The organism is Streptomyces sp. NRRL F-4489 (assembly GCF_001509485.1).
Classification (GTDB): domain Bacteria; phylum Actinomycetota; class Actinomycetes; order Streptomycetales; family Streptomycetaceae; genus Streptomyces.
In genome coordinates, this window is sequence record NZ_LLZI01000191.1 from 43683 (window position 1) to 70108 (window position 26426).

The following is a 26426-nucleotide window of genomic DNA, read 5'->3' on the forward strand; positions in this document are numbered from 1 at the left end:
GCGATGAACCGCTTACGGACGGACGGTTGGCGATGGCCTCATCAGTCACCTCAGCGACCTCAGCAGCACCCGGGCACCTCACCGCCGAACTCCAGGGCTTCCGCGAGGTCCAGCGGCTCGCCTACGCGTGCGCGGAAGCCGTGGCCGCCCAGCTCAAGCCCGGGGTCACCGAGCGCGCGGCGGCGCGGATGCAGCGCGAATGGCTGCGCGAGCGCAGCGTACGGGACTGGTTCCACCTGCCGTTCGCGTGGTTCGGCGACCGCACCGCGTTCGTCAACTTCCGCGTACCGCTGCAGTTCTTCCCCACCAACCGCGAGCTGGAACCGGGCATGCCGTTCATCCTCGACATGGCCCCCGTCCACAACGGCTTCACCGCCGACATCGGCTACTCCGGCTGCCTGGGCCTGAACCCCGTGCACGACCGGCTGCTCGCCGACCTCGAAGCCCACCGCGACCTGATCCTGCGCGAGGTGCGCGAACGGCGCCCGCTGCGCGAGATCTACCAGGACGTCGACCGGCTCATGGTGCGGCAGGGCTACGCCAACCGCCACCGCGCCTACCCGTTCGGCGTCATCGCGCACAAGGTCGACCGGGTCCGGCAGCGCCGCTGGTCCCCGACCCTCTTCGGCTTCGGCACCCAGTCCCTCAAGGGCCTCGCCGCGGACGCGCTGCACGGCCACCGGGAGGGCTGGTCGCCGCTGTGGAGCCCGTACAGCTTCTCCGACCACCCCCCGCAGCCCGGACTGTGGGCGGTCGAACCGCACCTCGGCTTCCGGGGCACCGGGGCGAAGTTCGAGGAGCTCCTGGTCGTCACGGACTCCAACGACCCGCAGGAAAGCGCCTTTTGGCTCGACGACGATCTGCCGCATGTGCGGCGCTGGCAGGAGGAGAAGGCCGCGTGAAGACGGGACGTGGACGGAACGGGCAGCACGACCGGGCACACCGGCGCCAGGGGGCCGGCGGGACGCTCGCGGAGGCCCGGGAGCGGTGGGTGCGCACCGGCGGGATCGAACTGTGCGTAGCCGAACTGGGCGATCCGGAACGGCCCACGGTGATCCTGGTGCACGGCTACCCCGACAGCAAGGAAGTCTGGTCCGAGGTCGCCCGCGGCCTGGCCGAACGCTTCCACGTGGTGCTCTACGACGTCCGGGGCTGCGGCCGCTCCACCGCGCCGCGCCCGCTGCGCGGCGGCTTCACCCTGGAGAAGCTGACCGATGACTTCCTGGCCGTCGCGGACGCGGTCAGCCCGGACCGGCCGGTCCACCTCGTGGGCCACGACTGGGGCTCCGTCCAGGGCTGGGAGTTCGCCACCGTGCGCCGCACCGAGGGCCGGATCGCCTCGTTCACCTCGATGTCCGGGCCGTCCCTCGACCACTTCGGACACTGGATCCAGAAGCGGCTGGCCCGCCCCACGCCCCGGCGCGCGGCCCAGCTGCTCGGCCAGGGCGCCAAGTCCTGGTACGTCTACCTGCTGCACACCCCCGTGCTCCCCGAACTCGCCTGGAAGGGCCCGCTCGGCAAGCGCTGGCCCGGCATCCTCCAGCGGATCGAGAAGGTGCCCGGCGGTGACTACCCCACCGCGTCGCTCCCCACCGACGCGGCCCACGGCGCATGGCTCTACCGCGACAACGTCCGCGCCCGGCTCCGCCGCCCCCGCGCCGACGCCTACGCGCACTGCCCGGTCCAGCTCATCACCCCGACCGGCGACGCCTTCCTCTCCCCGCGGCTGTACGACGACCTCGGCCAGTGGGCGCCCCAGCTGGTGCGCCGCACCCTCCCCGCCCAGCACTGGGTACCGCGCACCCGGCCCGACCAACTGACCGCCTGGATCGGCGAGTTCGTCACCGCCAAGGAGGAGGGCGACCCGGCGAAGGCCGTCGGCGCCTCCGGCCCGTACGCCGATCGCTTCGGCGGCCAGCTGGTGCTGATCACCGGCGCGGCCGGCGGGATCGGCCGGGCCACCGCGTTCGCCTTCGCGGAGGCCGGGGCGCGGATCATCGCCGTGGACCGGGACGCCGAGGGCGCCGCCCGCACCGCCGACCTGGCGCGGCTGATCGGGGCCCCGCAGGCGTGGGGCGAGGCCGTCGACGTCTCGGACGAGGCGGCGATGGAGAAGCTCGCCGACAAGGTCGACGCCGAGTACGGCACCGTGGACGTGCTGGTCAACAACGCGGGCATCGGCCTGTCCGGCTCCTTCATGGACACCACCACCGAGGACTGGAAGCGGGTCCTGGACGTCAACCTGTGGGGTGTCATCCACGGCTGCCGGATCTTCGGCAAGCGGATGGCGGACCGCGGGCAGGGCGGCCACATCGTCAACACGGCCTCGGCCGCCGCCTACCAGCCGTCCCGGATCCTGCCCGCGTACAGCACCTCCAAGGCGGCCGTCCTGATGCTCAGCGAGTGCCTGCGCGCCGAGCTGGCGGGCCAGGGCATCGGCGTCACCGCCATCTGCCCCGGGCTCGTCAACACCGGCATCACCGGCACCGCCCGCTTCACCGGTGTCTCCGCCGAGGAGGAGAAACGCCGCCGGGCCAGGGCCGCGCGGATGTACGGGCTGCGCAACTACCCGCCGGAGAAGGTCGCCGAGGCCATCCTGCGGGCGGTGGTCCGCAACCAGGCGGTGGTCCCCGTCACCCCCGAGGCCCGCGGCGCCCATCTGCTGTCCCGCTTCACCCCGCGCGCCCTGCGGGCCCTCGCCCGCATCGAGCCCCCGGTGTAACCGGCGGCCCGCCCCCGCAGCTCGCCTACGCGCCGCCGGCGGGGCGGCCGCCCCGCCGGCCGGCCCGGCCGCCCGCCCCACCCCGGCCAGGAGAACCGCGCACGTCAGGAGCCGCTGATGAGCACGCCACGCCCCCAGGAACCTCACCCCATCGCACCCCGCCGGGTCGCCTTCGACTGGCGGGAGACCCCGCTGCACTGGATCCCCGGCGAGCCCACCGCCACCCATGTGATCAACGTGCTGCACCTGCTGCTCCCCGCCGGCGAGCGCTGGTTCGTCAAGGTCTTCAAGGAGGCGCTCCCCCTCGTCCGGGACGACCAACTCCTCAAGGACGTCAAGGGCTTCATGGGCCAGGAGGCCACCCACAGCGTCCAGCACGCCTACGTCCTCGACCACCTGGCCCACCAGGGCCTGGACACCGCCCCCTACACCCGGCACGTCGATTTCCTCTTCGAGTACCTCCTGGGCGGGAAACCCCCCTTCGGCCTCCCGGTCCCCGCACCGGAGTGGCTGCGCTTCCGGCTCTCCCTGATCGCCGCCATCGAGCAGTTCACCGCGGTCCTCGGCAACTGGGTCCTGGCCGCCGACGGCCTCGACCGCGCCGACCCCGACCCGGTGATGCTCGACCTGCTCCGCTGGCACGGCGCCGAAGAGGTGGAGCACCGCTCGGTCGCCTTCGACATGTACCAGCACACCGGCGGCGAGGACCCCGCCCGCTACGCCCGCCGGGTCCTGGGCATGGCCGTGACGGCCCCGGTCCTGCTCTACCTCTGGGCCTGGGGTGCCGCGTACCTCCTCCGCCACGATCCCCAACTCGCCGACCGGTCCCGCTACTCCCTGCGCGAGCACCAACGCGCCGTCCGGAAGGGCCTGCTGCCCACCTGGCGGGAGCTGGGCGCCGCGATACCGCGCTACCTGCGGCGCTCCTACCACCCCTCCCAGGAGGGCTCGCTCCGCGCGGCCCTCGGCTACCTGGCCTCCTCCCCCGCCGCCCGGGCCGCGGCGGGCGCGGTGGGGCGGGCCGCCCTCTCCTGAACGGGAGCGGCCGGCGCGCCCCGGAGGCGGTCGTATCGTGGCACCACCGCCCTGCCGGGCCCGTGACGGGTCCGGCCACGGCGCGAACGGCCCCCGTGGCGCGCCCGAACCGGCCACGTCCCCCCGGAAAGCCCCGGAGACGGCGCCGCCCCGGTCCGGCCATCCGGCACCACGGCCTCCTCCCCGAGGCGGCCGCCCCGTAAGGAGCACCCCAGTGACGACCGAGCAGCCGCCGGCGGCCGAGTACCGCATCGAGGACCTGGCCCATCTCAGCGGAGCCACGGTCCGCACCATCCGCGCCTACCAGGACCGGGGCCTGCTGCCCCGCCCCGAGCGCCGCGGCCGGGCCAATGTGTACGGCGACGCCCACCTGGCCCGGCTGCGCCAGATCGCCGACCTGCTGGACCGCGGCTACACCCTCGCCAGCATCAAGGACCTCCTCGAAGCCTGGGACGCCGGACGGGGCCTCGGCGGCGTCCTGGGACTTGTCGCCGAGATCGACGGGCCGTGGAGCGACGAGGAGCCGACCCGCCTCTCCCGCACCGAACTCGACGCCGCCTTCGGGGGCACCCCCGACGAGCGCGCGGTCGGCGAGGCCGTCGAACTGGGCGTCCTGGTCCGCGTCCCCGGCCGCGACGACGAGTTCCTGGTCCCCAGCCCCCAGGAACTGGCCGTCGCCGCCGAACTCCACTCCGCCGGCGTCCCGCTGCCGGCGATCTCCGGTCATCTGCGAGAGGTGCGCGGCCAGGTCGAGCACATCGCCGCCCGTTTTCTGGACTTCACCACGGAGCACGTCTTCCGGTCGTTCCTGGACCACCCGCCCACCGAGGCCGAGACTGCGGAGGCCACGGCGCTGGTACGCCGCCTCCGCCCGCTGGCCCAGCAGACCATCGACGCGGAACTCGCCCGCGCCATGCGATCACTCGCCACCCGCTACATCCGCCACCACCTCACGGGGGCGCTGACGGCGGGCAGCCAGGAGGATCGCGCGGCTCCGGCCGAGGACGGGACTCGGGATCGTCGGCCTTGGGATCAGGGGCCTCGGGACAACGGGCCTGGGGACGGGTCTGGAGACCAGGCGCCTTCGGAACAGGCGCCTCGGCCGGCCGATCGGGGTGCCGGCGCTGTGCCGGACGCCGGGCCCGGAGCGGCCGCCGCTCCGGCGCCGGAGGGGCGGCAGGGGACGGCGGACACCCCTGCCCCCTCCGGCGCGCGGCCCGTCGCGGACGCCCGGCCGACACCGGCCGGAGCCCTCTCGCCCGTCGCGGACCCCCGTCCCGCGACCGGCTCGGAGGCCGTGCTGCTGCCCGCCACGGCCGTTCAGGCCGTACGCGACCTGGTCGGCCCGGAGAACACGGCCGCTTTCATCGCCGCCGCCGCGCAGCGCGAGGTACACGCCCGCACCATGGACGGCTTGGCCGCGGCCGCCGCCGGACCCCGGGCGGCAGCCGAGGCCGAGGCCGAGGCACACACCGAGGGCCGCTGACCCCCGCAGCGACCGCACGGGCCCCTGGTCCCGGCCCCCGGCGCTCCCCCGCCCCGGAGCCGTCCCCTCTGCTTCACTCTCCAGTTGTCAAGGATCGAGCCGGACGTCCCGCCTCGCCCGGCCACCCCTTCGGGTTGCGTCAACTCGCCGGATCGGGAAGCCAGTTGCCGTGGAATCCGTGCGGTACCCGCTGCGGAAGGTGGACCGTCGCGACGGGCCCGGCGGTGATGTCCTCGGCGTCGAGGATCACCAGGTCGCTGGTGTCGGTGGTCGCGTCGTAGACGTACGTGATCAGCCAGCCGGGGCCGCCCGGGCGGTCGTCCGCGGGGGCGAACGCCGCCTCGCCCGGAGTGCGCCCGGGACCGAAGTCATAACGGGCCACCGCACCGGTCCGCAGGTCGTAGCGGAGCAGGGCGCCGGGTATCGGTCCGGTGCCCGGGGCCTCGCCCGCGGTGACGTGGCCGAAACGGGCGGGCAGTCCGGCGAGCCGGTCGTCTATTCGGGGGAACTCCCCGAACTGGTCGTCGAGTTGCTCCTCCCTCACCGTCCCGGCGGCCAGGTCGATGGTCCAGCGCCACAGGAAGGACGGGCTGCGGCCGTCGAGCGCGGCGTAGCGGGAGACGTAGAGGACGATCCGCTCCTCGCCGTCGTCATGGGCGTTCAGCGAGTGGAAGACGTAGCAGGGGTCGATCTCCAGCCAACGGACCTGGCCGTGGGGGTCGTCGCGCCGCAGTACGCCCAGGCGGGCGCCGTACTCCGGATCCCAGGCGTACGGCATCCCGGGGCGGCCGCGGTCATGGACCATCGGGAGGTCCATGAAGACGACGTGGCGGGCCGTCAGATGGAAGTCATGCATCATCGTGGCGGCGGGGACGTCGATGGGGCGACTGACCACCAACTGGCCGGCGGCGTCCGCGCGGTGGTAGGTCAGATAGGGCGGCGTGGCATTGCCGTAGCCGAAGAAGTGCAGCTCACCGGTGGTGGGGCAGGTCTTCGGGTGGGCTGTCATGGCGGTGGCGAGGCGCCCGCCGAAGTCATGCGGGCCGACGGTCTCCAGCTCGTGGCCGGGCCGGCAGTCGATCTCGTAGGGGAAGGACGACTCGACCAGCGCCAGGGTGCGGCCGGCGTGCCGGACGATATGGGTGTTGGCCACGCCCGCCGCGAGATCGCGGCGGCCCTCCTCGTCCACGACGCGGGCGCCGTCGGTGAAAGTCGAGGTGCGGACCCAGCGGTTGCGGTAGGAGACGGCCCGGCCGTCCTCCAGGCGCACGCCGTGGATCATGCCGTCCCCGAAGAACCAGTGCGGACTGGCGGCGTCCCTGGGGTTGGGGCCGTTGCGCACGTACCAGCCTCGCAGGGCCGCCGGGACGGTGCCGGTGATCGGGAGGTCGCAGGCGGTCAGCTCATCGGTGACCGGGGCGAAATTGCCGGCGAGATGGGGCGGTGGCGCGGAGGATTCCGTCACTTCGGCGGGCGTGGTGGTCGTCATCGGGCCAGTCCTTCCTGGGTGGTGGGCCGCGCACCGGACTGCTGCACGAAGCGGGCACGCGCCCGTTCCGGATAGGCGGCCGTGAAGCGGGCGGGGACAACGAATCCGGCGATCTGCACAAGGATCGGGAAGAGCACGCTCAGGCCGTAGGCGCTGATGACGGCCTGGGCGATGCAGCTCAGGGTGAAGGACAGCGCCCAGGCGGCGGTGAGGACGACGTTGATGTGCCGGAAGAACGCGGTGTGCCAGACCTCGGGCGGCGCCATCCGACGCGCGATGGCCATCGTGAAGGGTCGCCGGACGGCGATCGACGTCCACGCGATGACCGCCAGCCAGCCCATCGACAGCGCGCTGCCATAAGCCTTGAGAGGACTGTCGGGCCGGATGAGGGCCAGGGCCGTAAGGGCGGCGAAGAACACGATCGTGCCGTACTCCAGCAGCCGCGTCTCCAGTGCGAACCCCGCCGCCCGGTCCGCCACCAGCAGCACCACCGCCGCCGCGAGGCCGGCAAGTGCTCCCCACTGCCAGCCCAGCACGGACACCGCCGCGTAGACGAGCCACGGAATGAAGCTCCTCAAGTACTGCATGTCTCCCCCTGTTCCTGCACGCCCGGTTTCGCGGACGACTGCTCGACGATGCGCCGGGCCGATGACCGCGACCGCAGCGTGTGCGCCGAGCGGGGAACACCTCCCACACCCAGCGACATTCCAACTGTGACATGTCGAAGGTGGAAAGTCCAGCGTTGACATGTCAGTTGTGGAAGGTAGTGTGCGGGTATGAGCCTGAGACATGCGGTGCTGGGCCTGCTCTCCGAATCCCCGGCGAGCGGCTACGACCTGATGAAGCTGTTCAACGCCTCACTCGCCAACGTCTGGCCGGCCACCCAGAGCCAGGTCTACGGCGAGCTCAACAAGCTGACGGCGGCGGGGCTGGTCGAGGTCGCCGCCGAGGGGCCGCGCGGCCGCAAGGAATACGCGATCACCGACGACGGCCTGGCCGAGCTGCGGCACTGGCTGACGGAGGTCCCGCCGGCCGGCCAGCAGCGCCACGACGGCCTGCTGCGCGTCTTCTTCCTCGGCAATCTCACGCCGCTGGAGGCACGGACCTTTCTGCTCACCCAGGCCGAGTCCGCGGCCCATGCCCGTGCCGGGTACGAGCGGATGGACGACGCCACGGCGTGGGACGACGAAATGATCTCTGTTTACGGGCGGATCGCGCTGGAGTACGGCCTGCGGATAACGGCGGCGGTGGAGGATTGGGCGCGCTGGGCCGCCGACGAGGTGACCAGCGCGAAGGCCGCGAAGGCCGGGGAACTGGCCCGCACCCGGCGCGGCGAGGGTCCCGCGGAGTCCAGCGGGAAGGAGGACGCGTAAGGCACGGATCACCCCCCGTCTTGAGGGTCCCGGCCCCGGTTATTACGGGTGCCCGGGCGCTCGCCCGGTGGCAGGCTGGCGGCATGGACCACCAGCGTTCCGTGCGGATCTCCAAATACCTGGCGAAACATCTGCGCCATGAACCCCAGCGGATCGGCATCACCCTGGACGCACAGGGCTGGGTACCGGTGACCGAACTGATCGCAGCAGCCGCACGGCACGGATTCCCCTTCTCCCGCGCGGAGTTGGCGGCCGTCGTCGCCGGCAACGACAAGCAGCGCTACGCCCTGGAGAACGACCGCATCCGCGCCAACCAGGGCCATTCCGTCCGCGTCGATCTCGGCCTTCCGGAGGCCGTACCGACCGGCTTCCTCTTCCACGGAACGGTGACCCGCCATATCGCCGCCATCCGGCAGGACGGGCTGCGGCCGATGTCCCGGCATGCCGTGCACCTCTCGCCGGACCGCGAGACCGCCGCCCGGGTCGGCGCACGGCGCGGCAAACCGCTCGTCCTGGCCGTCGACGCGCCCGCCATGTACCGGGCCGGCCACGTCTTCCGGGTCAGCGCCAACGGGGTCTGGCTGACCGAGCGGGTGCCGCCGGAGTTCCTCCGCTTCCCCGGCTGAACCGATCCGTCGCGGCCATTCCCGCACGTCAGAGGCCGGGTGCTCCCCACACCGGGAACCACCGGGCGAGGTCTTTCTCGACCGTCAGATCGTCCCCGAGCATCGCCCGCGCCTGGAGTTCGAGCGGATTGTCGCGCTTCTCGCCCTCACCGGGCCGCGGCGCGAAGGGGTAGAAGGTGCCGCGCTTGTAGAGGTAGACCAGCGCCAGCGGCCGCTGCCGGTCGTCCCGGAAGCCGACGAGCGAGCACAGGAGCTGGGGGCCGAAACCCGCTTCCTCCAGCGAGGTGTTGACCGCGTGGAGATCGTTGACCAGTCCCGCCACGTCCTCCGGCGCGTGCCGCACCAGCAGCCACGTATAGCCGTAGGCGTCCTGGGTGAACTCCACCGAACCGTCCAGGAGCGAGCGCGCCTCCTCCTGGATACGCGAGAACGCGCCGCCCTCGACGCTCGCGAAACACACCGACCCCAGGCCGGTGGGGGTGAATCCGGCCGCGGCCTGGAGGGTGACCGCGGCGGACGGCAGCGCGAAGAGCTGGTCCAGGTCAGGCCGTACCGGTTTGCTGCGGCCGAGGATCACGTCCAGAAATCCCATGCGCGGCTTACTCCTTGCTTCCTTGCGCCGATGACGCACCGGCATGTTTCACGTGAAACATGCCGTGCGTCGGTCCCTGCCGTCCGGTCGGATGCCGCCGCTCACGGCCGCCCCAGCTGCGCCGCTATCCGGCCCAGCTGGTCGAGCCGCTGCTCCAGCGTCGGGTGCGAGGAGAGCAGCTGGTTGAAGCTCTCCTTGTTGAAGGCCGGGGCGAAGTAGAAGGCGTTGAACGGCTGGGACTTGCGCAGGTCCTCGGTGGGGATCCGCGCGATCTGGCCGGTGACCTTCGTGAGGGCGGAGGCCAGCGCGGAAGGGCGGCCGGTCAGGAGGGCGGCGGCGCGGTCGGCGGACAGCTCGCGGTAGCGGGAGAGCAGCCGGGTGAGCAGGAAGCTGATGGCGTAGACGACCACGCTGACGGCGGTGACGATCAGCACGGCGATGGCGGCGTTCTGATCGCGGTTGTTGCGTCCGACGCCACTCCACAGCGCGGCGCGGGTGATGATCCCGGCCAGCACGCCGAGGAACGAGGCGATGGTCATCACCGCGACATCGCGGTGGGCGACATGGGACAGCTCATGCGCCAGCACCCCCTCCAGCTCTTCCGGCTCCAACCGTCTGAGCAGCCCGGTCGTCGCGCAGACCAGGGAGTTCTTCTGATTGCGGCCGGTGGCGAAGGCGTTCGGCACATCGGACTCGGCGATCGCGACCCGCGGTTTGGGCATATCGGCCAGGGCGCAGAGCCGGTCCACCGCGCCGTGCAGCTCGGGCGCCTGCTCCGGCGTGACCTCGCGGGCCCCCATGCTGAAGGCGGCGATCCGGTCGGAGAACCAGAACTGCGCGATGAACATCGCCCCGGCGATCAGCAGCACCACCACCCAGGCGCCTTTGAGGAGCACCACCAGCGCGCTGACGACCACGACGTACAGCAGGCCGATGAGGAACATCGTCACCACCATGCGCGAGGTCAGCCCGCGGTCCGGGGCGAATCGGGTCTGTGCCATGGCTCCTCCACAACGCACCGCACTTCGCGCAGTGTCCTGACCCGGTCGCCCACCGTCCTCTCCCCCGCGCGCCGGGCCGCACACTGCGCCGCTGCCCTAATTCTCCCTCTTCACGGCTATATAGCGGGTAAAGCCCCGGCCGGTCACCGGGACGAACCGGATTCACCCCGGCACCGCGGACGGCCGCTACGCGGTGAGCTGCGCCGACGCCTCTGTCGCGATCCGCTCGAAGACCGCCGGATCGGCGGCGAACACCGAATCGGCGATCGGCCAGTGAATGACCAGCTCATCGATGCCCAGCTCGGCGTGGCGGCCGGCGAAGTCCACAAAGGCGTCGACGGAGTCCAGCGGACGGTCCGGGGTGAAGCCGGTCAGCATGATCTTCTGCAGCTCGGCGGCGTCCCGTCCCTGGTCGGCGCACGCCTTCTCCAGCCCCTCGATCTGCCGGCGGATCGCCTCCCGCGACTCGGCCGGCGTGCCTTCCCCCTGCGCGACCTTGGGGTCACCGGTGGTCACCCACGCCTGTCCGAGTCGGGCCGCCAGCCTCAGCCCGCGCGGGCCGGTGGCCGCCACCGCGAACGGCAGCCGCGGCCGCTGCACACAGCCGGGGATGTTGCGCACCTCGTCCGCCGAGTAGTGCGTGCCCTCGTACGAGACGGCGTCCTGCGTGAGCAGCCGGTCGAGCAGCGTGGTGAACTCGGCGAACCGGTCGGCCCGTTCACGCGGCGACCACGGCTCCTGCCCGAGCGCGCTGGCGTCGAAGCCGTTGCCGCCGGCTCCGATACCCAGCGTGATCCGGCCCTCGCTGATGTCGTCCAGCGAGATCAGCTCCTTGGCGAGGGTGACCGGGTGCCGGAAGTTCGGGGAGGTGACGAGGGTGCCCAGGCGCATCCGGGAGGTCGCGGTGGCGGCCGCGGTCAGGGTCGGCAGGGCTCCGAACCACGTCTGGTCGCGGAAACTCCGCCACGACAGGTGGTCGTACGTGTACGCGGCGTGGAAACCCAGCTGCTCCGCGCGCTGCCACGCCTCCTTCCCTCCTTCGGACCAGCGGCGGACGGGCAGGATCACAGTGCTCAGTCGCATGCCCCCGAGCGTACGGGGAGTGCGGCGCAACCCCGTCCGACCGCTCTCCCGCCCGGGCCCCGGCGCGCACCCAGCGCACACCTGTACGTGCCGGTACGCGAAGATGGCCCCGTGACTGATGCCTCCGCCGCGCCACCCCGGCCCACCCGGCTGATCGCCACCGATCTCGACGGCACCCTGCTGCACGACGACAAGACGGTCTCCGAGCGGACGATCACGGCGCTCGCCGCCGCGGAGGCGGCAGGTATCGAGGTGTTCTTCGTCACCGGGCGCCCGGCCCGCTGGATGGACGTGGTCAGCGATCATGTGCACGGCCACGGCCTGGCCATCTGCGCGAACGGCGCGGCCGTCATCGATCTGCACCGGGGCAACCGCATCGTGGAGGTCAGCCCGCTGGATCAAGCCGTGGCGCTGGACGTCGTCTACGCCCTGCGCGCCGCCGCTCCGGCCACCAGCTTCGCCGTCGAGCGCACCACCGGCATTCACTACGAGCCGCAGTATCCGCCCTTCCTCCTCGACCCGGCCGCGGTGATCGCACCGGCCGAGAAGCTCCTCGCCGAGGACTTCACCGGGGCGGCGGCGCACGGCCCGGGGGACGGCTCCGGCGCCGCCGACCAGCCCGTACTGAAGCTGCTGGCGCACCATCCCGACCTGGATCCCGACGCCTTCCTCTCGCTCGCCCGGACCACCGCCGGCCATCTGGCGTCCTTCACCCGGTCCAGCCCGACCGCCCTGCTGGAGATCAGCGGCCTGGGCGTCAGCAAGGCCGGCACCCTCGCCCGCTGCTGCGCGGAGCGCGGGATCTCGCCGGAGGAGGTCGTCGCCTTCGGGGACATGCCAAACGACATCGAGATGCTGACCTGGGCCGGTACGTCCTACGCCATGGCCAACGCGCACCCGGACGTTCTGGCGGCGACCACGCACCGTACCGAGTCCAACAACGACGACGGTGTGGCGGTCGTGATCGAGCGGATCCTTCGGGGGAGCTGAGGCGCTTCCGGGAACGGCGCCAGTCCCGGCGGCACCCCACCCGTGGTTTCACGTGAAACATTCAACTCCTGTGAAACGGCAGGTGTTTCACGTGAAACGTCCCCACCCCCCGAGCGACGACGGCGCATGTTTCACGTGAAACAGGCGAACTCACGGTCGAGCGGCCGCTGTTTCACGTGAAACACGTCAACTGGCGCCCACCAATGGATGTTTCACGTGAAACAGCGGGGCCCGCGCGCACCTCTCCGACCCGCCGCCCTCACAGCGGTGCCTGCCACGTCACCGTCGTCCCGCCGCCACCGTCCCCCAGTCCGGGGCCGTAGGTGCTGGAGCCGCCCAGCGATTCGGCCCGCTTGGCGAGGTTCTTCAGGCCGCTGCGCCGGCCGCCCCGGGAGATACCCACCCCGTCGTCGGCCACGGTCAGCCGGACGCCCGGGGTGCCGTCCGGCATGGTGATCGTCGCGTCGACCACCACCTCGATCCGGGACGCCTCGGCGTGCCGGAAGGCGTTCGACAGCGCCTCCCGCAGTGCGGCGATCAGGTTCTTGCCGGTCAGCTCACCGACCCGGGAGTCGACCGGCCCGACGAACTGCGCCGACGGCTGGAAGCCCAGCAGTACGGCGGCGGTGCCGATTTCCCGCAGGACCCGGGTCCGGAGCCCCGACGGCGCCTCGGCCGGCCCTTGCTGAAGGGCGAAGATCGCGGTTCTGATCTCCTGGATGGTGATGTCGAGCTCGTCGACGGCCTTGCCGACCCGCTGCGCCACCTCGGGTACGTCGGTCCGGCGCTGAGCGCTCTCCAGCATCATCCCCGTGGCGAACAGCCGCTGGATCACCAGATCGTGCAGATCGCGCGCGATCCGGTCCCGGTCCTCGTAGACCGCGAGCCGTTCCCGGTCGCGCTGGGCGTCGGCCAGTACCAGCGCCAGCGCGGCCTGGGCGGCGAACTGGGCCGCCAGCGTCCGCTCGGCGGCCGTGAACGGGCGGGCGCCGCGGGACCGCGGGGTGGCGAGGGTGCCGAGCACCCGGCCCCCGCTCTTGAGCGGCAGCATCATGCTCGGCCCGAACCGCGCCGCCAGGTCCGTGACCATCCGCGGATCGCTCGCCGAGTCATCGATGAACACCGGCTTTCCCGCGAGGAGTTGCTCGGTCACCGGACTGTCGGCCGGAACCCGCGTGCCCATGATCCCGGCCGGGTCGTCGGCCGACACGGCGACGATCTCCAGCCCGCCGTCCTCGTCCGGCAGCAGCACGATGCCGGCCGCCGATTCCGCCAGTTTCCTGGCCTGTTCGGCGACCACCGCGAGCGCGTCGTCCACATCGCTGCCGGCCAGCAGCTCGGTGGTCACCGCCACCGAACCGTCGATCCACCGCTCCCGCTGCCGGGTCGCCGCGTACATCCGGGCGTTGCCGATCGCGATACCGGCCTCGGTGGCCAGCACCCGCACCATGTGCAGGTCCTCTTCGCTGAACTCCCCACCGCGCTTCTCGGTCAGGTAGAGGTTGCCGAAGATCTCGCCCTGGACGCGGATCGGGACGCCCAGGAACGACCGCATCGGCGGATGCCCGGGCGGGAAGCCGGCCGAGCGGGGGTCCTTGGTGAGGTCGGCCAGCCGCACCGGCACGGGGTCGTGGATCAGCGCGCCGAGCAGTCCCTTGTGGCCGTCGGGCAGCGCGCCGATCCGCTCGTGCTGCTCCCCGGTCACGCCGTAGGTGACGAAGTCCGACAGCCCTTCGCGGGCGTCGTCAATGATCCCGATCGCGGCATAGCGCGCGTCGGCGAGCTCGGCCGCGGTCTGCACGATCCGGTCCAGGGTGATGTGCAGGTCGAGGCCCGCGCCGATCGTGCGCATCGCCTCCAGCAGCTGCGGCACCCGCGCGGTCAGCTCGGACGACAGGCCCTGGAGGCTGCGGGTGGCCTCGGTGGCGGCGTCCATGGGATCGGGACGCCTTCCGGTGCTGCCGGTCTCCGCGGGGCCCGCGGGCGTTCCTGCCGTGGCTGCCATGCCCCGAGCCTAATAAGGGCCCATTTCGGGGGAAAGCGGGGCCCGGGGAAGCAGGGTCGGGCAAGGCTGAGCAGGAGACGGCGCGGCCGGGAAGGCCGCGGCTCCGCGGCCGCACCGCGCAGGGGCGGACCTCCGTACGCCCCTCATCAGGCCCCGGCGCTCACCATGCTCGGATACGCGGCGTCCACCGCCCGTTCCCGCTCCAGCATCCGCCGGAACGGACCGTCGGTAGCGGCCAGCTCCGCGTACGCACCGCGCTGCACCACCCGGCCGCGGTCCAGCACCAGGATCTCGTCCACCGCGTCGAGGCCGGCCAGCCGGTGCGTGATCAGAAGCGTCGTCCGGCCCTCGGTGGCGGCCAGCAGATCGGCGGTCAGCGCGTCGGCGGTGGCCAGGTCGAGGTGCTCGGCGGGCTCGTCCAGCACCAGCACCGGGAAGTCCGCGAGCAGCGCGCGGGCCAGGGCCAGCCGCTGCCGCTGGCCTCCGGACAGCCGGGCGCCGTGCTCCCCGACCATGGTGTCCAGGCCCTCGGGCAGCCCGCGGACCCAGTCCGCCAGCCGCGCCCGGCCGAGCGCGTCCCACAGATCCTGGTCGCCGGTCTCCTCGTCGTCGCCGCGGTTCCGGCGGGCGAGCCGGAGGTTCTCCCGCAGCGAGCTGTCGAAGAGGTGCGCGTCCTGCGCGCACAGGCCGACCAGCCGCCGCACCGTGTCGCCGGACAGCTCCTCGGCGTCCGTCCCCGCCAGGGCGTACGTCCCGGACTCCCGGTCCAGGAAGCGCAGCAGCACCTGCGCCAGCGTCGTCTTGCCGGAGCCGGACGGCCCCACGACGGCGAGCCGGCGGCCCGGGGTCAGCGTGAGGTCGACGCCGTCCAGCGCCGGGCGGTCCTGCCCGGCATGGCGCGCGGTCAGCCCGCGGACGGCCAGCGGGAACGGCGTGCCGGGCGCGGCCGCCGGGGCCTCCGGTTCACGCACCGGTTCCGGGGCGTCCAGCACCTCGAAGACCCGCTCCGCGGCATGCCGGGTGCGGCGGCGGTACTGCGCGGCGAGCGGCAGCCCGGCCACCGCCTCGAACGCGGCGAGTGGGGTGAGCACGAGGACGGCCAGCTCCACGCCCGCCAGCCGGCCCGCGTGCACCGCCTGGACGCCGACCACCGCGGAGGCGACCACGGTCAGCCCGCACAGCAGCGCCGAGAGCCCGGCACCCGTCCCGGCCACGGTGGCCGAACGGGACGCGATCCGGGTCAGCTCCCGGTCGGCGCGGCGCACCGCGTCGGTACGGGCCCCGAGCGCGCCGGCGACCGTCAGTTCGGCCGTACCGGTGAGCAGATCGACGACGCGGGTGGCGAGCACCCCGCGGGCCGGCGCCAGCCGCCGCTCCGCCCGCCGGGCCAGCGCGGCCGACAGCAGCGGGACGCCGGCACCGGCGAGCAGCAGGCCGATGGCGAGCAGCACCCCGGCCTCCGGCAGCAGCCAGCCGGTGAACGCGACGGTGCCCGCGCCGACCAGCAGCGCCGCCCCCACGGGCAGCAGCCAGCGCAGGAAGTAGTCCTGCACCGCGTCCACGTCCGCGACCAGCCGCGACAGCAGATCACCGCGGCGGCGCTCCCGCAGCCCGGCCGGAGCCAGCCGCTCCAGCCGCCGGAAGACGGCCACCCGGACATCGGCGAGCATCCGGAACACCGCGTCGTGCGCGACCAGCCGCTCGGCGTACCGGAACACCGCCCGCCCGATGCCGAACGCCCTGGTCGCGGTCACCGCCACCATCAGGTACAGCACCGGAGGCTGCTGCGAGGCCCGCGAGATCAGCCAGCCGGAGGTGGCCATCAGGCCCACCGCACTGCCCAGCGCGAGCGCGCCGAGCAGCAGCGCCAGTCCGAAGCGGGACCGCCGGGCGCGGGCCGTCCCGCGCAGCCGCCGCAGCGCCGAGCGCGGGGGCGGTCCGGACGCGGCCGCGCCCTCCGGCACCGGCCCGGCGGCGAGCACCGGCCCGGCGCCCGCGACCCGCCCCGTTCCAGTCACATCGGAGACCGGCCCGCCGGCAGCGGAGACCGACCCACCGGCGCCCGGTCCCCGCGAGCCCGCCACAACGGCCCCCGCGCCCCCGGCCCGTTCGGCGCCCCCGGCCTCCTCCACGTTCCCGGCCCCCTCCTCCGGCCCGGCCAGCCGCACCGTCCGGTCCGCGACGGCCAGCAGCGCCGGACGGTGGACGACCATCAGCACCGTGCGCCCGGCCGCCAGCCGCCGGACCGCCTCGACGACGGCCTGCTCGGTCTCGCCGTCCAGATTCGCCGTGGGCTCGTCCAGCAGCAGGACCGGCCGGTCGGCGAGGAAGGCCCGGGCGAGGGCCAGGCGCTGCCGCTGCCCGGCCGAGAGCCCCGCGCCGGACTCCCCGAGCCGGGTGTCCGGGCCGTTGGGCAGCGCGTCCACGAAGTCCAGCGCACCGGCGTCGCGCAGGGCGGCCCGGACCGCCGCGTCATCGGCGTCCGGCCGCGCCAGCCGGACGTTCTCGGCGATCGAACCGGCGAAGAGGTGCGGGTGCTGCGGCACCCAGGCGATCCGCCGGCGCCAGCTCTCGGGCGACAGGCCGGCGAGATCCTGGCCGTCGACCAGCACCCGGCCCTCGGACGGCTCGGTGAAGCCCAGCACCACGCTCAGCAGCGTCGACTTGCCGGCACCCGACGGGCCGACCAGCGCGACCGTCTCCCCGGGCCGGACTTCGAACGAGGTCGCGGGCAGCGATGCGGCGGTGCGCCCGGGGTGGCGGACCACCAGGCCCTCGACGGCCAGCCCGGTGCCCTCGGGCGCGGGCGCGGTCCCGGGCGTCCGCGGCCGGGTCTCCAGGACGGCGAAGATCTCCTCCGCGGCGGAGAGGCCCTCGGCCGCGGCGTGGTACTGCGCCCCGACCTGCCGCAGCGGCAGATACGCCTCGGGCGCCAGGACCAGCACCATCAGGCCGGTGTAGAGGTCGAGTTCGCCGTGGACCAGGCGCATGCCGATGCCGACGGCGACCAGCGCGACGGAGATGGTGGCGAGGAGTTCGAGCGCGAACGAGGAGAGGAAGGCGATCCGCAGGGTGCGCAGGGTGGCCCGGCGGTACTCATCCGTGATCGCGCGGATGGCGGCGGCCTGGGCCTTGGCCCGGCCGAAGACCTTCAGCGTGGGCAGGCCCTCGACGACATCGAGGAAGTGCCCGGACAGCCGCGCCAGCAGCCGCCACTGGCGGTCCATCCGCGACTGGGTGGCCCAGCCGATCAGCACCATGAAGAGCGGGATCAGCGGCAGGGTGAGGACGATCGTCAGCGCGGAGATCCAGTCGCCGGTGACGATCCGGGCCAGTACCGCGACGGGCACCACGACCGCCAGCCCCAGCTGGGGCAGATAGCGGGCGAAGTAGTCGTCCAGGGCGTCGATACCGCGGGTGGCCAGGGCCGTCAGCTCACCGGTCCGCAGCTCCAGGGTGCCGGCGTCCGCGGCACCGTCCGCCCGGCGCACCGCCGCCCCCGGCCCCAGCTGCCCCGCCCGCCTGATCAGCCGCAGCCGCAGTTCGGACTTGACCGCCGCGCCGGCGCGGTGCGCGGCCAGCTCCGTCAGCCAGGACACCAGCCCCCGGCCGGCGGAGACCGCGGCGAGCAGCACGACCGGGGCGGCCAGGGAGCCGAGGGTGCGGCCGTGGTGGAAGGCACCGACCACGATCTCCGCGATGAGCATGGCCTGGCCGACGACCAGGGCCGCTCCGGCAAGCCCGAGGACCACCACCGCGATGAGGAATCCGCGGGTGGCACGGGCGTAGCGGAGCAGGCGCGGGTCGACGGGTTTCACGTGAAACCTTCCGTTCTCCCGGTCCCGCCCTGGCGGGGCGGGACGCGGCTAGTGGGCTTCGGCGATGTGCTGGGTGCCGATCCGCTTGCGGAACACCCAATAGGTCCACCCCTGGTAGAGCATCACGATCGGCGCGGCGATCCCCGCGCACCACGTCATGATCTTCAGGGTGTAGGGGCTGGACGAGGCGTTGGAGACGGTGAGGCTCCAGCCGCCGTTCAGCGTGGACGGCATGACGTTCGGGAAGAGCGTCAGGAAGAGCATGGCGACGGCCGCCGCGATGGTGATCCCGGAGAAGGCGAACGCCCAGCCCTCGCGCCCGAGCTTATTGGCCCCGAGCGCGGCGACCAGCGCCACCACCGCGACGATCATGGCGATCAGGCTGCTCAGGCCGCCCTTGTCCGCCTGGGTCCAGGCCAGGAACGCCACCGCGAGCACGGCGGCGACCAGTCCGAGGACGCCCGCCATCCGGCGCGCCCGCTCCCGTATGTCACCCACGGTCTTGAGCGAGGCGAAGACCGCGCCGTGGAAGGTGAACAGCGCGAGCGTGACCAGCCCGCCGAGGATCGCGTACGGGTTGAGCAGGTCGAGCAGGCCGCCGACGTACTCCTTGTGCGCGTCGATCTTCACGCCGTGGACGATGTTGCCGAACGCCACGCCCCACAGCACCGACGGCAGCAGCGAGGTCCAGAAGATCGCGTGCTCCCAGTTGCGCTGCCAGCTCTCCTCGGGTCGCTTGGCGCGGTACTCGAACGCCACACCGCGCACGATCAGGCAGACCAGGATCAGCAGCAGCGGCAGGTAGAAGCCGGAGAAGAGGGTGGCGTACCAGTCGGGGAAGGCGGCGAAGGTCGCGCCGCCCGCGCTGAGCAGCCAGACCTCGTTGCCGTCCCAGACCGGGCCGATGGTGTTGATCAGGACGCGCTTCTCGCTCCGGTCCCGGGCGAGCAGCTTGGTGAGGACGCCGATCCCGAAGTCGAATCCTTCGAGGAAGAAGTATCCGGTCCACAGGAAGGCGATGATGACGAACCAGACGTCGTGGAGTTGCACGGTCGCCTCCTAGTACGAGAAGGCCATCGGCCGGTCGGCGTCGGCGGAATCGCCGCCGATCTTGGTGGGCGGATTGAGGTCGGATTCGGTGAGTTCCTGCGGTCCGGCCTTGATGTACTTGGCCAGCAGCCGGACCTCGACCACGGCGAGGATCGCGTAGAGCGTGGTGAAGACGACCAGCGAGGTGATCACTTCGCCCTGTGTGACACCGGGCGACACCGCGTCCCGGGTGCGCAGCACGCCGTAGACGACCCAGGGCTGGCGGCCCATCTCGGTGAAGATCCAGCCCCACGAGTTGGCGATCAACGGGAAGCCGAGGGTGACGAAGGCCAGCCGCCAGTACCACTTCGCCAGCCGGTCGCCCAGCGTGCGGTGCTTGGTGAGGGCGAGGTGCGGCGGCTCCTCGTCGCCCGTACGGAGCGCGGGTGCCAGCCAGAACTTCTTGCGGGTGAGCCAGAGCCCGGCCAGGCCGATGGCGAAGGACGTCATCCCGAAGCCGATCATCCAGCGGAAGCCCCAGTAGGTGACCGGGATGTTGGGCCGGTAGTCGCCGGGCCCGAACTTCTGCTGCTCGGACTTGTTGACGTCGTTGATGCCGGGGACCGGCGAGGAGAAGTCGCTGTGCGCGAGGAACGAGAGCAGGCCGGGTATCTCGATGGCGACCTTGTTGTGCCCCTTGGCGACGTCTCCGTAGGAGAAGACCGAGAAGGGCGCCGGTGCGGCCTTGTCCCAGAGCGCCTCGGCCGAGGCCATCTTCATCGGCTGCTGCTGGAACATGACCTTGCCGAGCGAGTCACCGCTGATGGCGGTGAGCAGTCCGGCGACGACCAGGGTGACCAGGCCCAGGCGCAGCGACGTCCGCATGACCTTGACGTGCTTCTTGCGCATCAAGTGGTACGCGGCGATGCCGACCATGAACGCGGCGCCGGTCAGGAAGGCCGCGGTCAGCGTGTGGAAGACGACGACCAGGGTGGTGTCCTGGGTCAGCACCTTCCAGAAGTCGGTCAGCTCCGCGCGCCCGGTGGCGCGGTTGAACTTGTAGCCGACCGGGTGCTGCATCCAGGAGTTGGCCGCGAGGATGAAGTACGCCGACAGCACGGTGCCGATCGAGACCATCCACATGCAGAAGCAGTGGATCTTCTTGGGCAGCTTGTCCCAGCCGAAGATCCACAGGCCGATGAAGGTGGACTCGAAGAAGAACGCGATCAGCGCCTCGAACGCGAGGGGGGCGCCGAAGATGTCCCCGACGAACCGCGAGTAGTCCGACCAGTTCATACCGAACTGGAACTCCTGGACGATGCCGGTGACGACACCCATCGCGATGTTGATCAGGAACAGCTTGCCCCAGAACTTGGTGGCCTTGAGGTACTTCTCCTTGCCGGTCCGTACCCACGCGGTCTCCAGCCCGGCCACCAGGGCGGCGAGGGAGATCGTCAGGGGGACGAACAGGAAGTGGTAGACGGTCGTGATGCCGAATTGCCATCGCGCCATAGTCTCCGGCGCCAACGCCAGTTCCACGTCGCGGCCTCCTTACGTCCTTACGTCGCCGTGACAGCACGGCCGTGTCCCTTGTGCGCCACCCAGGCAGCGCCTACCGGGACGCGAGCTTGTGAACGCGTTCACATTCACAAGCATTATCACCCATGAGGAGTCCGCCTTGGAGAAGGGGGGTACGTGACTGCGGTCACGCTTGAATCGATGGCTCATGCACCCTTTATGCCGAGGTTATGAGAGCACCCTTCCCCGCAGCTTCAACATATTGTTGAATTCGCCGCCATGAAGATCCGTATCTCCTGGCCCGCCGGGCAAGTGACCGCCACCCTCGACGACACCCCGACCACCACCGCGCTGCTCGCCGCGCTGCCGCTCCAGGCCACCGCCCACACCTGGGGCGAGGAGGTCTACTTCGACACCGGGCTCAGCCCCGCCCTGGAGTCCGACGCCCGCCAGGTCGTCGAGCCGGGGACGGTCGCCTTCTGGACCGAGGGCAACGCCCTCGCGCTCCCCTACGGCCCGACCCCGATCTCCCGCGGCGACGAGTCCCGGCTCGCCTCGCCCTGCAACGTGCTGGGCCGCATCGACGGCGACCCGCGCGCCCTGGCCACCGTCCGCGGCGGCGACGCGATCCACGTCCAGAAAGCCTGACGCCGGAAATCGCGACGGCCGGGGCCGCGGGTCGACCGACCCGCGGCCCCGGCCTCGTCCGCCGCGACGCATGCCCGGCGGTCTACAGCTCCTTGCGGAACTCCTCCGCGGCCTTGAGGAACAGGTCCATCGCCGGCTTCTCCCCGATGGTCACCCGCACCCCCTCACCGGCGAACGGCCGCACGACCACCCCGGCCCGCTCGCACGCCTCGGCGAACGCGGTGGTCCGCTCGCCCAGCCGCAGCCAGACGAAGTTCGCCTCCGACGGCGGGACCGTCCAGCCCTGCGCCGCCAGCGCCTCGCACACCCGGGTCCGCTCGGCGACCAGCGCCTCGACCCGCTCCAGCAGCGCCGCCTCACTGCGCAGCGACGCCACCGCGGCCTCCTGCGCGAGCTGGCTCACCCCGAACGGCACCGCCGTCTTCCGCAGCGCCGCCGCCACCGGCGCGTGCGCCACCGCGAAGCCGATCCGCAGCCCCGCCAGGCCGTACGCCTTGGAGAAGGTGCGCAGCACGCACACATTCGGGCGGTCGCGGTAGAGCTCCATCCCGTCCGGCACGTCCGCGTCGCGGATGAACTCGCGGTACGCCTCGTCCAGCACCACCAGGACGCCCTTGGGCACCCGGTCCAGGAAGGACTCCAGCTCCGCCCTGCGCACGACGGTGCCGGTGGGGTTGTTGGGGTTGCAGACGAAGATCAGCCGCGTGCGGTCGGTGATCGCCGCCAGCATCGCCTCCAGGTCGTGCACCTCGCCGGACGTCAGCGGCACCTGGACGGACGCCGCCCCGGAGACCTGGGTGATGATCGGGTACGCCTCGAACGACCGCCAGGCGTAGATCACTTCGTCACCGGGGCCGGCCGTCGCCTGGATCAGCTGCTGGGCGACCCCCACCGATCCCGTCCCGGTGGCCAGGTGCTCCACCGGGACGGAGAACCGCTCGGCCAGCTCCGCCATCAGTCCCGTACATGCCATGTCGGGGTAGCGGTTGAAGGAGCCGGCGGCCGCGACCGCGCTCTCCAGGACGCCCGGCAGCGGCGGATAGGGGTTCTCGTTGGAGGACAGCTTGTACGCGACCGGACCGCCGGCCGCCGCCGGCCGCCCCGGCTTGTAGGTGGGGATGCCCTCCAGCGCGGCACGCAGCCGCGGGGTCTTCTCGCTCACCGCAGGTCCTCCTCGACCATCCCGCTCGACTCCAATACTGCACACCTTATGAGGATTGACCCGCCCGGCGGCAGCCCCTGTGGAAACCGCCCCGCCCCGGCGCCCGCCGTACGGGACGCGCGGCGCGCGGCCGCGGGGGAGCGCCATGCGCCACGCCGCGCGCCGGTGGCTCGCTCCGTGGCGCGCGTCCCTCGTCAAGGTGACTTGAGACCTCTTCGAGACCTGGGCGGATCGCCAGGCCGAGTGGCCCTGCCTCCCGACAATTGACCAGCAAATGGCGCAACTTCCTTGGAATACAAGGCGGTTGACCCACCATCACGATGCAGAAACGTGCCTCCTACCCCTCCCCGGAGCGCCCCCGCGAATGGCCGTAGCGAGCCCTACTATCGGCTCGCCATGACAGCAGCAGGGAAGCACCAGGTGGGCCGGTCGGCCGGTCGCCGGCTGGGGCGCGCGGGCATCCGGGACGTGGCCGCCGCAGCCGGTGTATCGATCACGACTGTCTCCGACGCGCTCAACGGCAAGGGCCGGCTTCCGGATGCCACCCGTAGCCACGTCCGCGAGGTGGCCGACCGGCTGGGCTACCGCCCGTCCGCAGCCGCCCGCACCCTCCGTACCGGCAAGTCAGGACTCATCGGTCTGACCGTGACCACGTACGGGGATGAACCTTTCACCTTCACCGAGTTCGCGTACTTCGCGGAGATGGCCAGAGCCGCCACCTCCGCCGCGCTGGCCCGCGGCTACGCCCTCGTCATCCTGCCCGCGACCTCCCGCCACGACGTCTGGTCCAACGTCGCCCTCGACGGCACCGTCGTGATCGACCCGGCCGACGGCGACCCGGTCGTCACCGAGCTCCTCCGGCACGGCATCCCCGTCGTCTCCGACGGCCGCCCCGGCGGCTCGCTCCCGGTCACCGGCTGGGTCGACAACGACCACGAAGCGGCCGTCCTCGGCCTGCTCGACCACCTCGCCGAGGCCGGCGCCCGCCGCATCGGGCTGCTCACGGGCAACACCACCGACACGTACACCCGGCTGTCGACCACCGCGTACCTCAACTGGTGCGAGCGGGTCGGCCAGGACCCCGTCTACGAGTCCTACCCCGCCTTCGACCCGCGGGCCGGCGCGGTGGCCGCCGACCGGCTGCTGGCCCGCCCGGACCGGCCGGACGCGGTCTACGGCCTCTTCGACCAGAACGGCACCGATCTGCTCGCCGCGGCCCGCCGCTACGGTTTACGGGTACCGGACGACCTGCTGCTGGTCTGCTGCAGCGAGTCCACCGTCTACGCCACCACCGAGCCGCCGGTCACCACGCTCTCGCTCAAACCGCGGCGCATCGGCACCGCCGTCGTCCAGATCCTGATCGACGCGATCGAGGGGCTCGGCGACAGCGGTCCGGTCGAGCAGGTGATACCGACCGACCTGATCGTGCGGACGTCCTCGCAGCGCCGCTCGCCGCGCACCACGGTCAGTCCGCCGCGCGGTCCGGCCGGCGGCTGAGCGGGCCCCGGCCCGGCGGTCCGGAGGCAGCGGCGGGCCGCCGGCGCCCGCTCGCCGAGGAAAAAACAGGGTGATCCCGGGAGAAATCCATCGCGAACGCCGGGCTTCGCAGGATTGATCACCCCCGGGTGCGTCACAACCCGAGAGCGGCGTTCCTATGATGGGCGCACGACACCGCGGACCGCCGTCGACCAGGCAAAGGTCCGAGAGGTGCACGGCGGCGCAACGGTGGAGGGGTCGATGACTCAGGGGGCCAGTCAGGGACCCATGGTGTGGACCATGGCGGAACAACCTCCGGCGTCCGCTCCCCCGCCCGGGGCGCCCTCCGGACCGCCGCCCGGACCGCCGCTCCAGCTACCCGTACCCGCCGGGCCCCCGGCCGCGCCGCCCGCCATGCCCGAGGAGTACACCCCGACCGCCCGCGACCTGCCGGTCATCGGCCGCACGGACACCCTGATCGACCACGCCTCCGTCCTGGCGGTCCCCGAGCAGCCGTCCGCCCCCGAGGGGCTGGGCCCGCTGTACGTCGTGGGGGACGTGCACGGCTACTACGACGAGCTGCGCGCCGCCCTGGAGGCCGAGGGGCTGATCGACGCCGACGGCGGGTGGGCGGCCGGCAACGCCCGGCTGTGGTTCCTCGGCGACTTCACCGACCGCGGGCCGGACGGCATCGGCGTCATCGACCTGGTCATGCAGCTCTCCGCCGAGGCCGCGGCGGCCGGCGGCTACTGCAAGGCCCTGATGGGCAACCACGAACTCCTGCTGCTGGGCGCCAAGCGCTTCGGGGACACCCCCGTCCAGTCCGGCGCCGGCACCGCCTCCTTCCAGGCCGCCTGGCTCCTCAACGGCGGCCAGAAGTCCGACATGGACCGGCTGCAGGACCACCACCTCCAGTGGATGGCCCGGCTGGACGCCGTGATGGAGGAGGACGGGCATCTGCTGGTGCACTCCGACACCACCGCGTACCTCGAATACGGCGACTCCATCGAGGCGGTCAACGACACCGTCCACGAGGTGCTGACACGCAGCGACGCGGACGAGGTCTGGGACCTCTTCCGGAAGTTCACCAAGCGGTTCGCCTTCCGCGACGAGACCGGCGCGCAGGCCGCCCGCGAGCTCCTCGACACCTACGGCGGCACCCGCGTCGTGCACGGCCACAGCCCGATCCCGTATCTGCTGGGCGAGGTCGGCGCGGAGGACGGCGAGGGCGACGGGGTCGCGGTGGACGGACCGCACGTCTACGCGGACGGGCTGGCCATCGCCATGGACGGCGGGGTCACGATGGCCGGAAAGCTGCTGGTCTGCCAACTGCCGCTGGCGGGCTGACGCTTCGCCGTACGGCCCGGCCCGCCGGCCGCGTGCGCGCGCACCGGACGGAATCCGGCCGGGCCCGCCCGCGAATTCCGCAAACTCCCTGTCACCCCCCGCCAGCCGGGCTCTACCATCGGTCTATCCGTAGCAGGCTCTCCTCCGTTTACGCCCGGCGCCCGGCTCCCGGCCGGCCCGTACGGCCCTACGGAGCATCGGGGGATGCCCATGAACAGCGCTCCGCACCTGCTGAACGAGGACCGCGCGGAATTCGCGCGACTCCTCGATGAGGCGCTGCGCACCGCCGAACCCAGCCAGGCCGGCCCCGCCTCCGGTGGCGCAAACCGCCTCACCGCCGACCAGTTGCGCGCCATGGCCCTCAGCGCGACCACCGCGATCGCCGCCTGCGCAACCGCCGAATACCAGCACTACGTCCGGCTCCGCACCGCCCTGCGGGCGCCGGGCCCCACCGCTCCGGCGGCCCGCCCCGCCGGGGATCGCAGCGGACCGGCCACAGCGGACGACGAGCGCAGGGGGCCGGCCATCGCGGACCACGAGCGCGCCGGACCGGCCACCGCGGACGAGGAAGAGGCCACCGGAACGGCCACCGCGGACGACGAACCGACCGCCGGAACGGCCGGGTTCGGGCTGGCCGCGATGGCCACCGTCCTCGTTCCGGTGCTCGCCGGGATCGCGGCCGTCCTCTTCCTCCTCATCGGCTACGTGCTGCGCGCCGTCGACCCGGACCCGGCCGTCTCCCGCCCGCTGATCGGCGTCGGCTGGATCTTCGCGGCGCTGGCCGGCGCCGGCGCACTGGTCGCCATGGGCTGCCTGCTCGTCACCGCGCTGCGCAACGGCGTCTCACGGGACGCCGAGGCCGACGAACGGGCCGCCGCGCTGGCCCGCGCCCACGACGCCTGGTGCCAGGCCCTCCTGGACCGCGGCCTGCGCCCGTTCCTCCGCGAGGCCCTCGCCGACCCCTCCCCCGACCCCGCGGACGACCCGCTCCGCTACGTCCCGCGCCCCACCCCGCCCCCGCAACGC

Annotated in this window: 21 protein-coding genes; 11 read left to right on the forward strand and 10 right to left on the reverse strand. The window is 72.4% G+C overall.

Annotated elements, in window-relative coordinates:
* Positions 1 to 32 precede the first annotated feature (32 nt).
* The 4 genes from ADL22_RS15100 (at position 33) to ADL22_RS15115 (ending at position 5243) form a co-directional block, all read left to right on the forward strand.
* On the forward strand, positions 33 to 902 hold the full coding sequence (locus ADL22_RS15100) for a M24 family metallopeptidase (protein ID WP_066978632.1): 870 nt from the start codon (positions 33 to 35) through the stop codon (positions 900 to 902).
* Complete coding sequence (locus tag ADL22_RS15105; RefSeq protein ID WP_079064143.1) at positions 899 to 2722, forward strand: SDR family oxidoreductase; 1824 nt, start codon at positions 899 to 901, stop codon at positions 2720 to 2722. The genes ADL22_RS15100 and ADL22_RS15105 overlap by 4 nt, the downstream gene beginning before the upstream one ends.
* A 117-nt stretch (positions 2723 to 2839) precedes the next feature.
* The gene (locus tag ADL22_RS15110) at positions 2840 to 3757 is read left to right on the forward strand and encodes a metal-dependent hydrolase (RefSeq protein ID WP_066978635.1); all 918 of its coding nucleotides are present in this window, start codon (positions 2840 to 2842) and stop codon (positions 3755 to 3757) included.
* A 214-nt stretch (positions 3758 to 3971) separates the two neighbouring features.
* Complete coding sequence (locus ADL22_RS15115) at positions 3972 to 5243, forward strand: MerR family transcriptional regulator (protein ID WP_066978638.1); 1272 nt, start codon at positions 3972 to 3974, stop codon at positions 5241 to 5243.
* A gap of 139 nt (positions 5244 to 5382) precedes the next feature.
* Here the strand turns inward: ADL22_RS15115 and ADL22_RS15120 are convergent, their stop codons facing one another.
* Both ADL22_RS15120 and ADL22_RS15125 read right to left on the reverse strand, forming a co-directional pair.
* Positions 5383 to 6732 carry a carotenoid oxygenase family protein gene (locus ADL22_RS15120; protein ID WP_066978641.1) on the reverse strand — a complete coding sequence of 450 codons (1350 nt, stop codon included), beginning with the start codon at positions 6730 to 6732 and terminating at the stop codon, positions 5383 to 5385.
* Positions 6729 to 7319, reverse strand: a complete 591-nt coding sequence (locus ADL22_RS15125; RefSeq protein ID WP_066978644.1) for a hypothetical protein — start codon at positions 7317 to 7319, stop codon at positions 6729 to 6731. Before ADL22_RS15125 ends, ADL22_RS15120 begins: the two co-directional genes overlap by 4 nt.
* A 189-nt stretch (positions 7320 to 7508) precedes the next feature.
* Here ADL22_RS15125 and ADL22_RS15130 point away from each other — a divergent pair, with 189 nt between their 5' ends.
* Positions 7509 to 8105, forward strand: coding sequence for a PadR family transcriptional regulator (locus ADL22_RS15130; protein WP_066978647.1), 597 nt, complete (start codon positions 7509 to 7511; stop codon positions 8103 to 8105).
* Between the two features lie 83 nt (positions 8106 to 8188).
* Complete coding sequence (locus tag ADL22_RS15135) at positions 8189 to 8731, forward strand: RNA 2'-phosphotransferase (RefSeq protein WP_066978650.1); 543 nt, start codon at positions 8189 to 8191, stop codon at positions 8729 to 8731.
* A gap of 28 nt (positions 8732 to 8759) precedes the next feature.
* Here the strand turns inward: ADL22_RS15135 and pspAB are convergent, their stop codons facing one another.
* The 3 genes from pspAB to ADL22_RS15150 form a co-directional block, all read right to left on the reverse strand.
* Entirely contained in the window at positions 8760 to 9323 is a 564-nt protein-coding gene (gene pspAB, locus ADL22_RS15140; RefSeq protein WP_066978653.1) for a PspA-associated protein PspAB, read from the reverse strand.
* 101 nt (positions 9324 to 9424) lie between these two features.
* Positions 9425 to 10324 (reverse strand): zinc metalloprotease HtpX, encoded by a 900-nt coding sequence (gene htpX, locus ADL22_RS15145; RefSeq protein WP_066978656.1) that lies wholly within the window; start codon positions 10322 to 10324, stop codon positions 9425 to 9427.
* Between the two features lie 186 nt (positions 10325 to 10510).
* The gene (locus tag ADL22_RS15150; RefSeq protein WP_066978659.1) at positions 10511 to 11407 is read right to left on the reverse strand and encodes an LLM class flavin-dependent oxidoreductase; all 897 of its coding nucleotides are present in this window, start codon (positions 11405 to 11407) and stop codon (positions 10511 to 10513) included.
* A gap of 111 nt (positions 11408 to 11518) precedes the next feature.
* Between ADL22_RS15150 and ADL22_RS15155 the strand changes: the two genes are divergently transcribed.
* Entirely contained in the window at positions 11519 to 12397 is an 879-nt protein-coding gene (locus ADL22_RS15155; protein ID WP_066978662.1) for an HAD-IIB family hydrolase, read from the forward strand.
* A 259-nt stretch (positions 12398 to 12656) separates the two neighbouring features.
* On the opposite strand, the gene ADL22_RS15160 is transcribed toward ADL22_RS15155, so the two are convergent.
* The 4 genes from ADL22_RS15160 to ADL22_RS15175 all read right to left on the reverse strand — a co-directional run bounded on the left by ADL22_RS15160 (position 12657) and on the right by ADL22_RS15175 (position 20788).
* Positions 12657 to 14333, reverse strand: coding sequence for a GAF domain-containing protein (locus ADL22_RS15160; protein WP_066978666.1), 1677 nt, complete (start codon positions 14331 to 14333; stop codon positions 12657 to 12659).
* A gap of 215 nt (positions 14334 to 14548) precedes the next feature.
* A complete protein-coding gene (gene cydD / locus ADL22_RS15165) occupies positions 14549 to 18220 on the reverse strand; it encodes a thiol reductant ABC exporter subunit CydD (protein WP_066978669.1) in 3672 nt (1223 codons plus the stop codon).
* A 48-nt stretch (positions 18221 to 18268) separates the two neighbouring features.
* Complete coding sequence (gene cydB / locus ADL22_RS15170; RefSeq protein WP_066978676.1) at positions 18269 to 19270, reverse strand: cytochrome d ubiquinol oxidase subunit II; 1002 nt, start codon at positions 19268 to 19270, stop codon at positions 18269 to 18271.
* A 9-nt stretch (positions 19271 to 19279) separates the two neighbouring features.
* The gene (locus ADL22_RS15175) at positions 19280 to 20788 is read right to left on the reverse strand and encodes a cytochrome ubiquinol oxidase subunit I (protein WP_066978679.1); all 1509 of its coding nucleotides are present in this window, start codon (positions 20786 to 20788) and stop codon (positions 19280 to 19282) included.
* 258 nt (positions 20789 to 21046) lie between these two features.
* Between ADL22_RS15175 and ADL22_RS15180 the strand changes: the two genes are divergently transcribed.
* Positions 21047 to 21415 (forward strand): cyclophilin-like fold protein, encoded by a 369-nt coding sequence (locus tag ADL22_RS15180; protein ID WP_066978682.1) that lies wholly within the window; start codon positions 21047 to 21049, stop codon positions 21413 to 21415.
* Between the two features lie 82 nt (positions 21416 to 21497).
* On the opposite strand, the gene hisC is transcribed toward ADL22_RS15180, so the two are convergent.
* Positions 21498 to 22577 carry a histidinol-phosphate transaminase gene (gene hisC / locus ADL22_RS15185; RefSeq protein WP_066978685.1) on the reverse strand — a complete coding sequence of 360 codons (1080 nt, stop codon included), beginning with the start codon at positions 22575 to 22577 and terminating at the stop codon, positions 21498 to 21500.
* A 396-nt stretch (positions 22578 to 22973) separates the two neighbouring features.
* On the opposite strand from hisC, the gene ADL22_RS15190 reads away from it, so the two are divergent.
* The 3 genes from ADL22_RS15190 to ADL22_RS15200 all read left to right on the forward strand — a co-directional run.
* A complete protein-coding gene (locus ADL22_RS15190) occupies positions 22974 to 24074 on the forward strand; it encodes a LacI family DNA-binding transcriptional regulator (protein WP_066978688.1) in 1101 nt (366 codons plus the stop codon).
* 279 nt (positions 24075 to 24353) lie between these two features.
* Positions 24354 to 25400, forward strand: coding sequence for a metallophosphoesterase (locus ADL22_RS15195; RefSeq protein WP_420711566.1), 1047 nt, complete (start codon positions 24354 to 24356; stop codon positions 25398 to 25400).
* 204 nt (positions 25401 to 25604) lie between these two features.
* The coding region (locus ADL22_RS15200) for a hypothetical protein (protein ID WP_066978697.1) at positions 25605 to 26426 on the forward strand (822 nt) is incomplete at its 3' end.

Coding starts and splice junctions, on each gene's coding strand:
- ADL22_RS15120 (WP_066978641.1), bottom strand. CDS start 6,732: ATGACGACCACCACGCCCGCCGAAGTGACGGAATCCTCCGCGCCACCG.
- pspAB (WP_066978653.1), bottom strand. CDS start 9,323: ATGGGATTTCTGGACGTGATCCTCGGCCGCAGCAAACCGGTACGGCCT.
- ADL22_RS15180 (WP_066978682.1), top strand. CDS start 21,047: ATGAAGATCCGTATCTCCTGGCCCGCCGGGCAAGTGACCGCCACCCTC.
- ADL22_RS15150 (WP_066978659.1), bottom strand. CDS start 11,407: ATGCGACTGAGCACTGTGATCCTGCCCGTCCGCCGCTGGTCCGAAGGA.
- ADL22_RS15125 (WP_066978644.1), bottom strand. CDS start 7,319: ATGCAGTACTTGAGGAGCTTCATTCCGTGGCTCGTCTACGCGGCGGTG.
- ADL22_RS15110 (WP_066978635.1), top strand. CDS start 2,840: ATGAGCACGCCACGCCCCCAGGAACCTCACCCCATCGCACCCCGCCGG.
- ADL22_RS15130 (WP_066978647.1), top strand. CDS start 7,509: ATGAGCCTGAGACATGCGGTGCTGGGCCTGCTCTCCGAATCCCCGGCG.
- ADL22_RS15100 (WP_066978632.1), top strand. CDS start 33: ATGGCCTCATCAGTCACCTCAGCGACCTCAGCAGCACCCGGGCACCTC.
- ADL22_RS15190 (WP_066978688.1), top strand. CDS start 22,974: ATGACAGCAGCAGGGAAGCACCAGGTGGGCCGGTCGGCCGGTCGCCGG.
- ADL22_RS15195 (WP_420711566.1), top strand. CDS start 24,354: ATGGCGGAACAACCTCCGGCGTCCGCTCCCCCGCCCGGGGCGCCCTCC.
- htpX (WP_066978656.1), bottom strand. CDS start 10,324: ATGGCACAGACCCGATTCGCCCCGGACCGCGGGCTGACCTCGCGCATG.
- ADL22_RS15135 (WP_066978650.1), top strand. CDS start 8,189: ATGGACCACCAGCGTTCCGTGCGGATCTCCAAATACCTGGCGAAACAT.
- ADL22_RS15160 (WP_066978666.1), bottom strand. CDS start 14,333: ATGGACGCCGCCACCGAGGCCACCCGCAGCCTCCAGGGCCTGTCGTCC.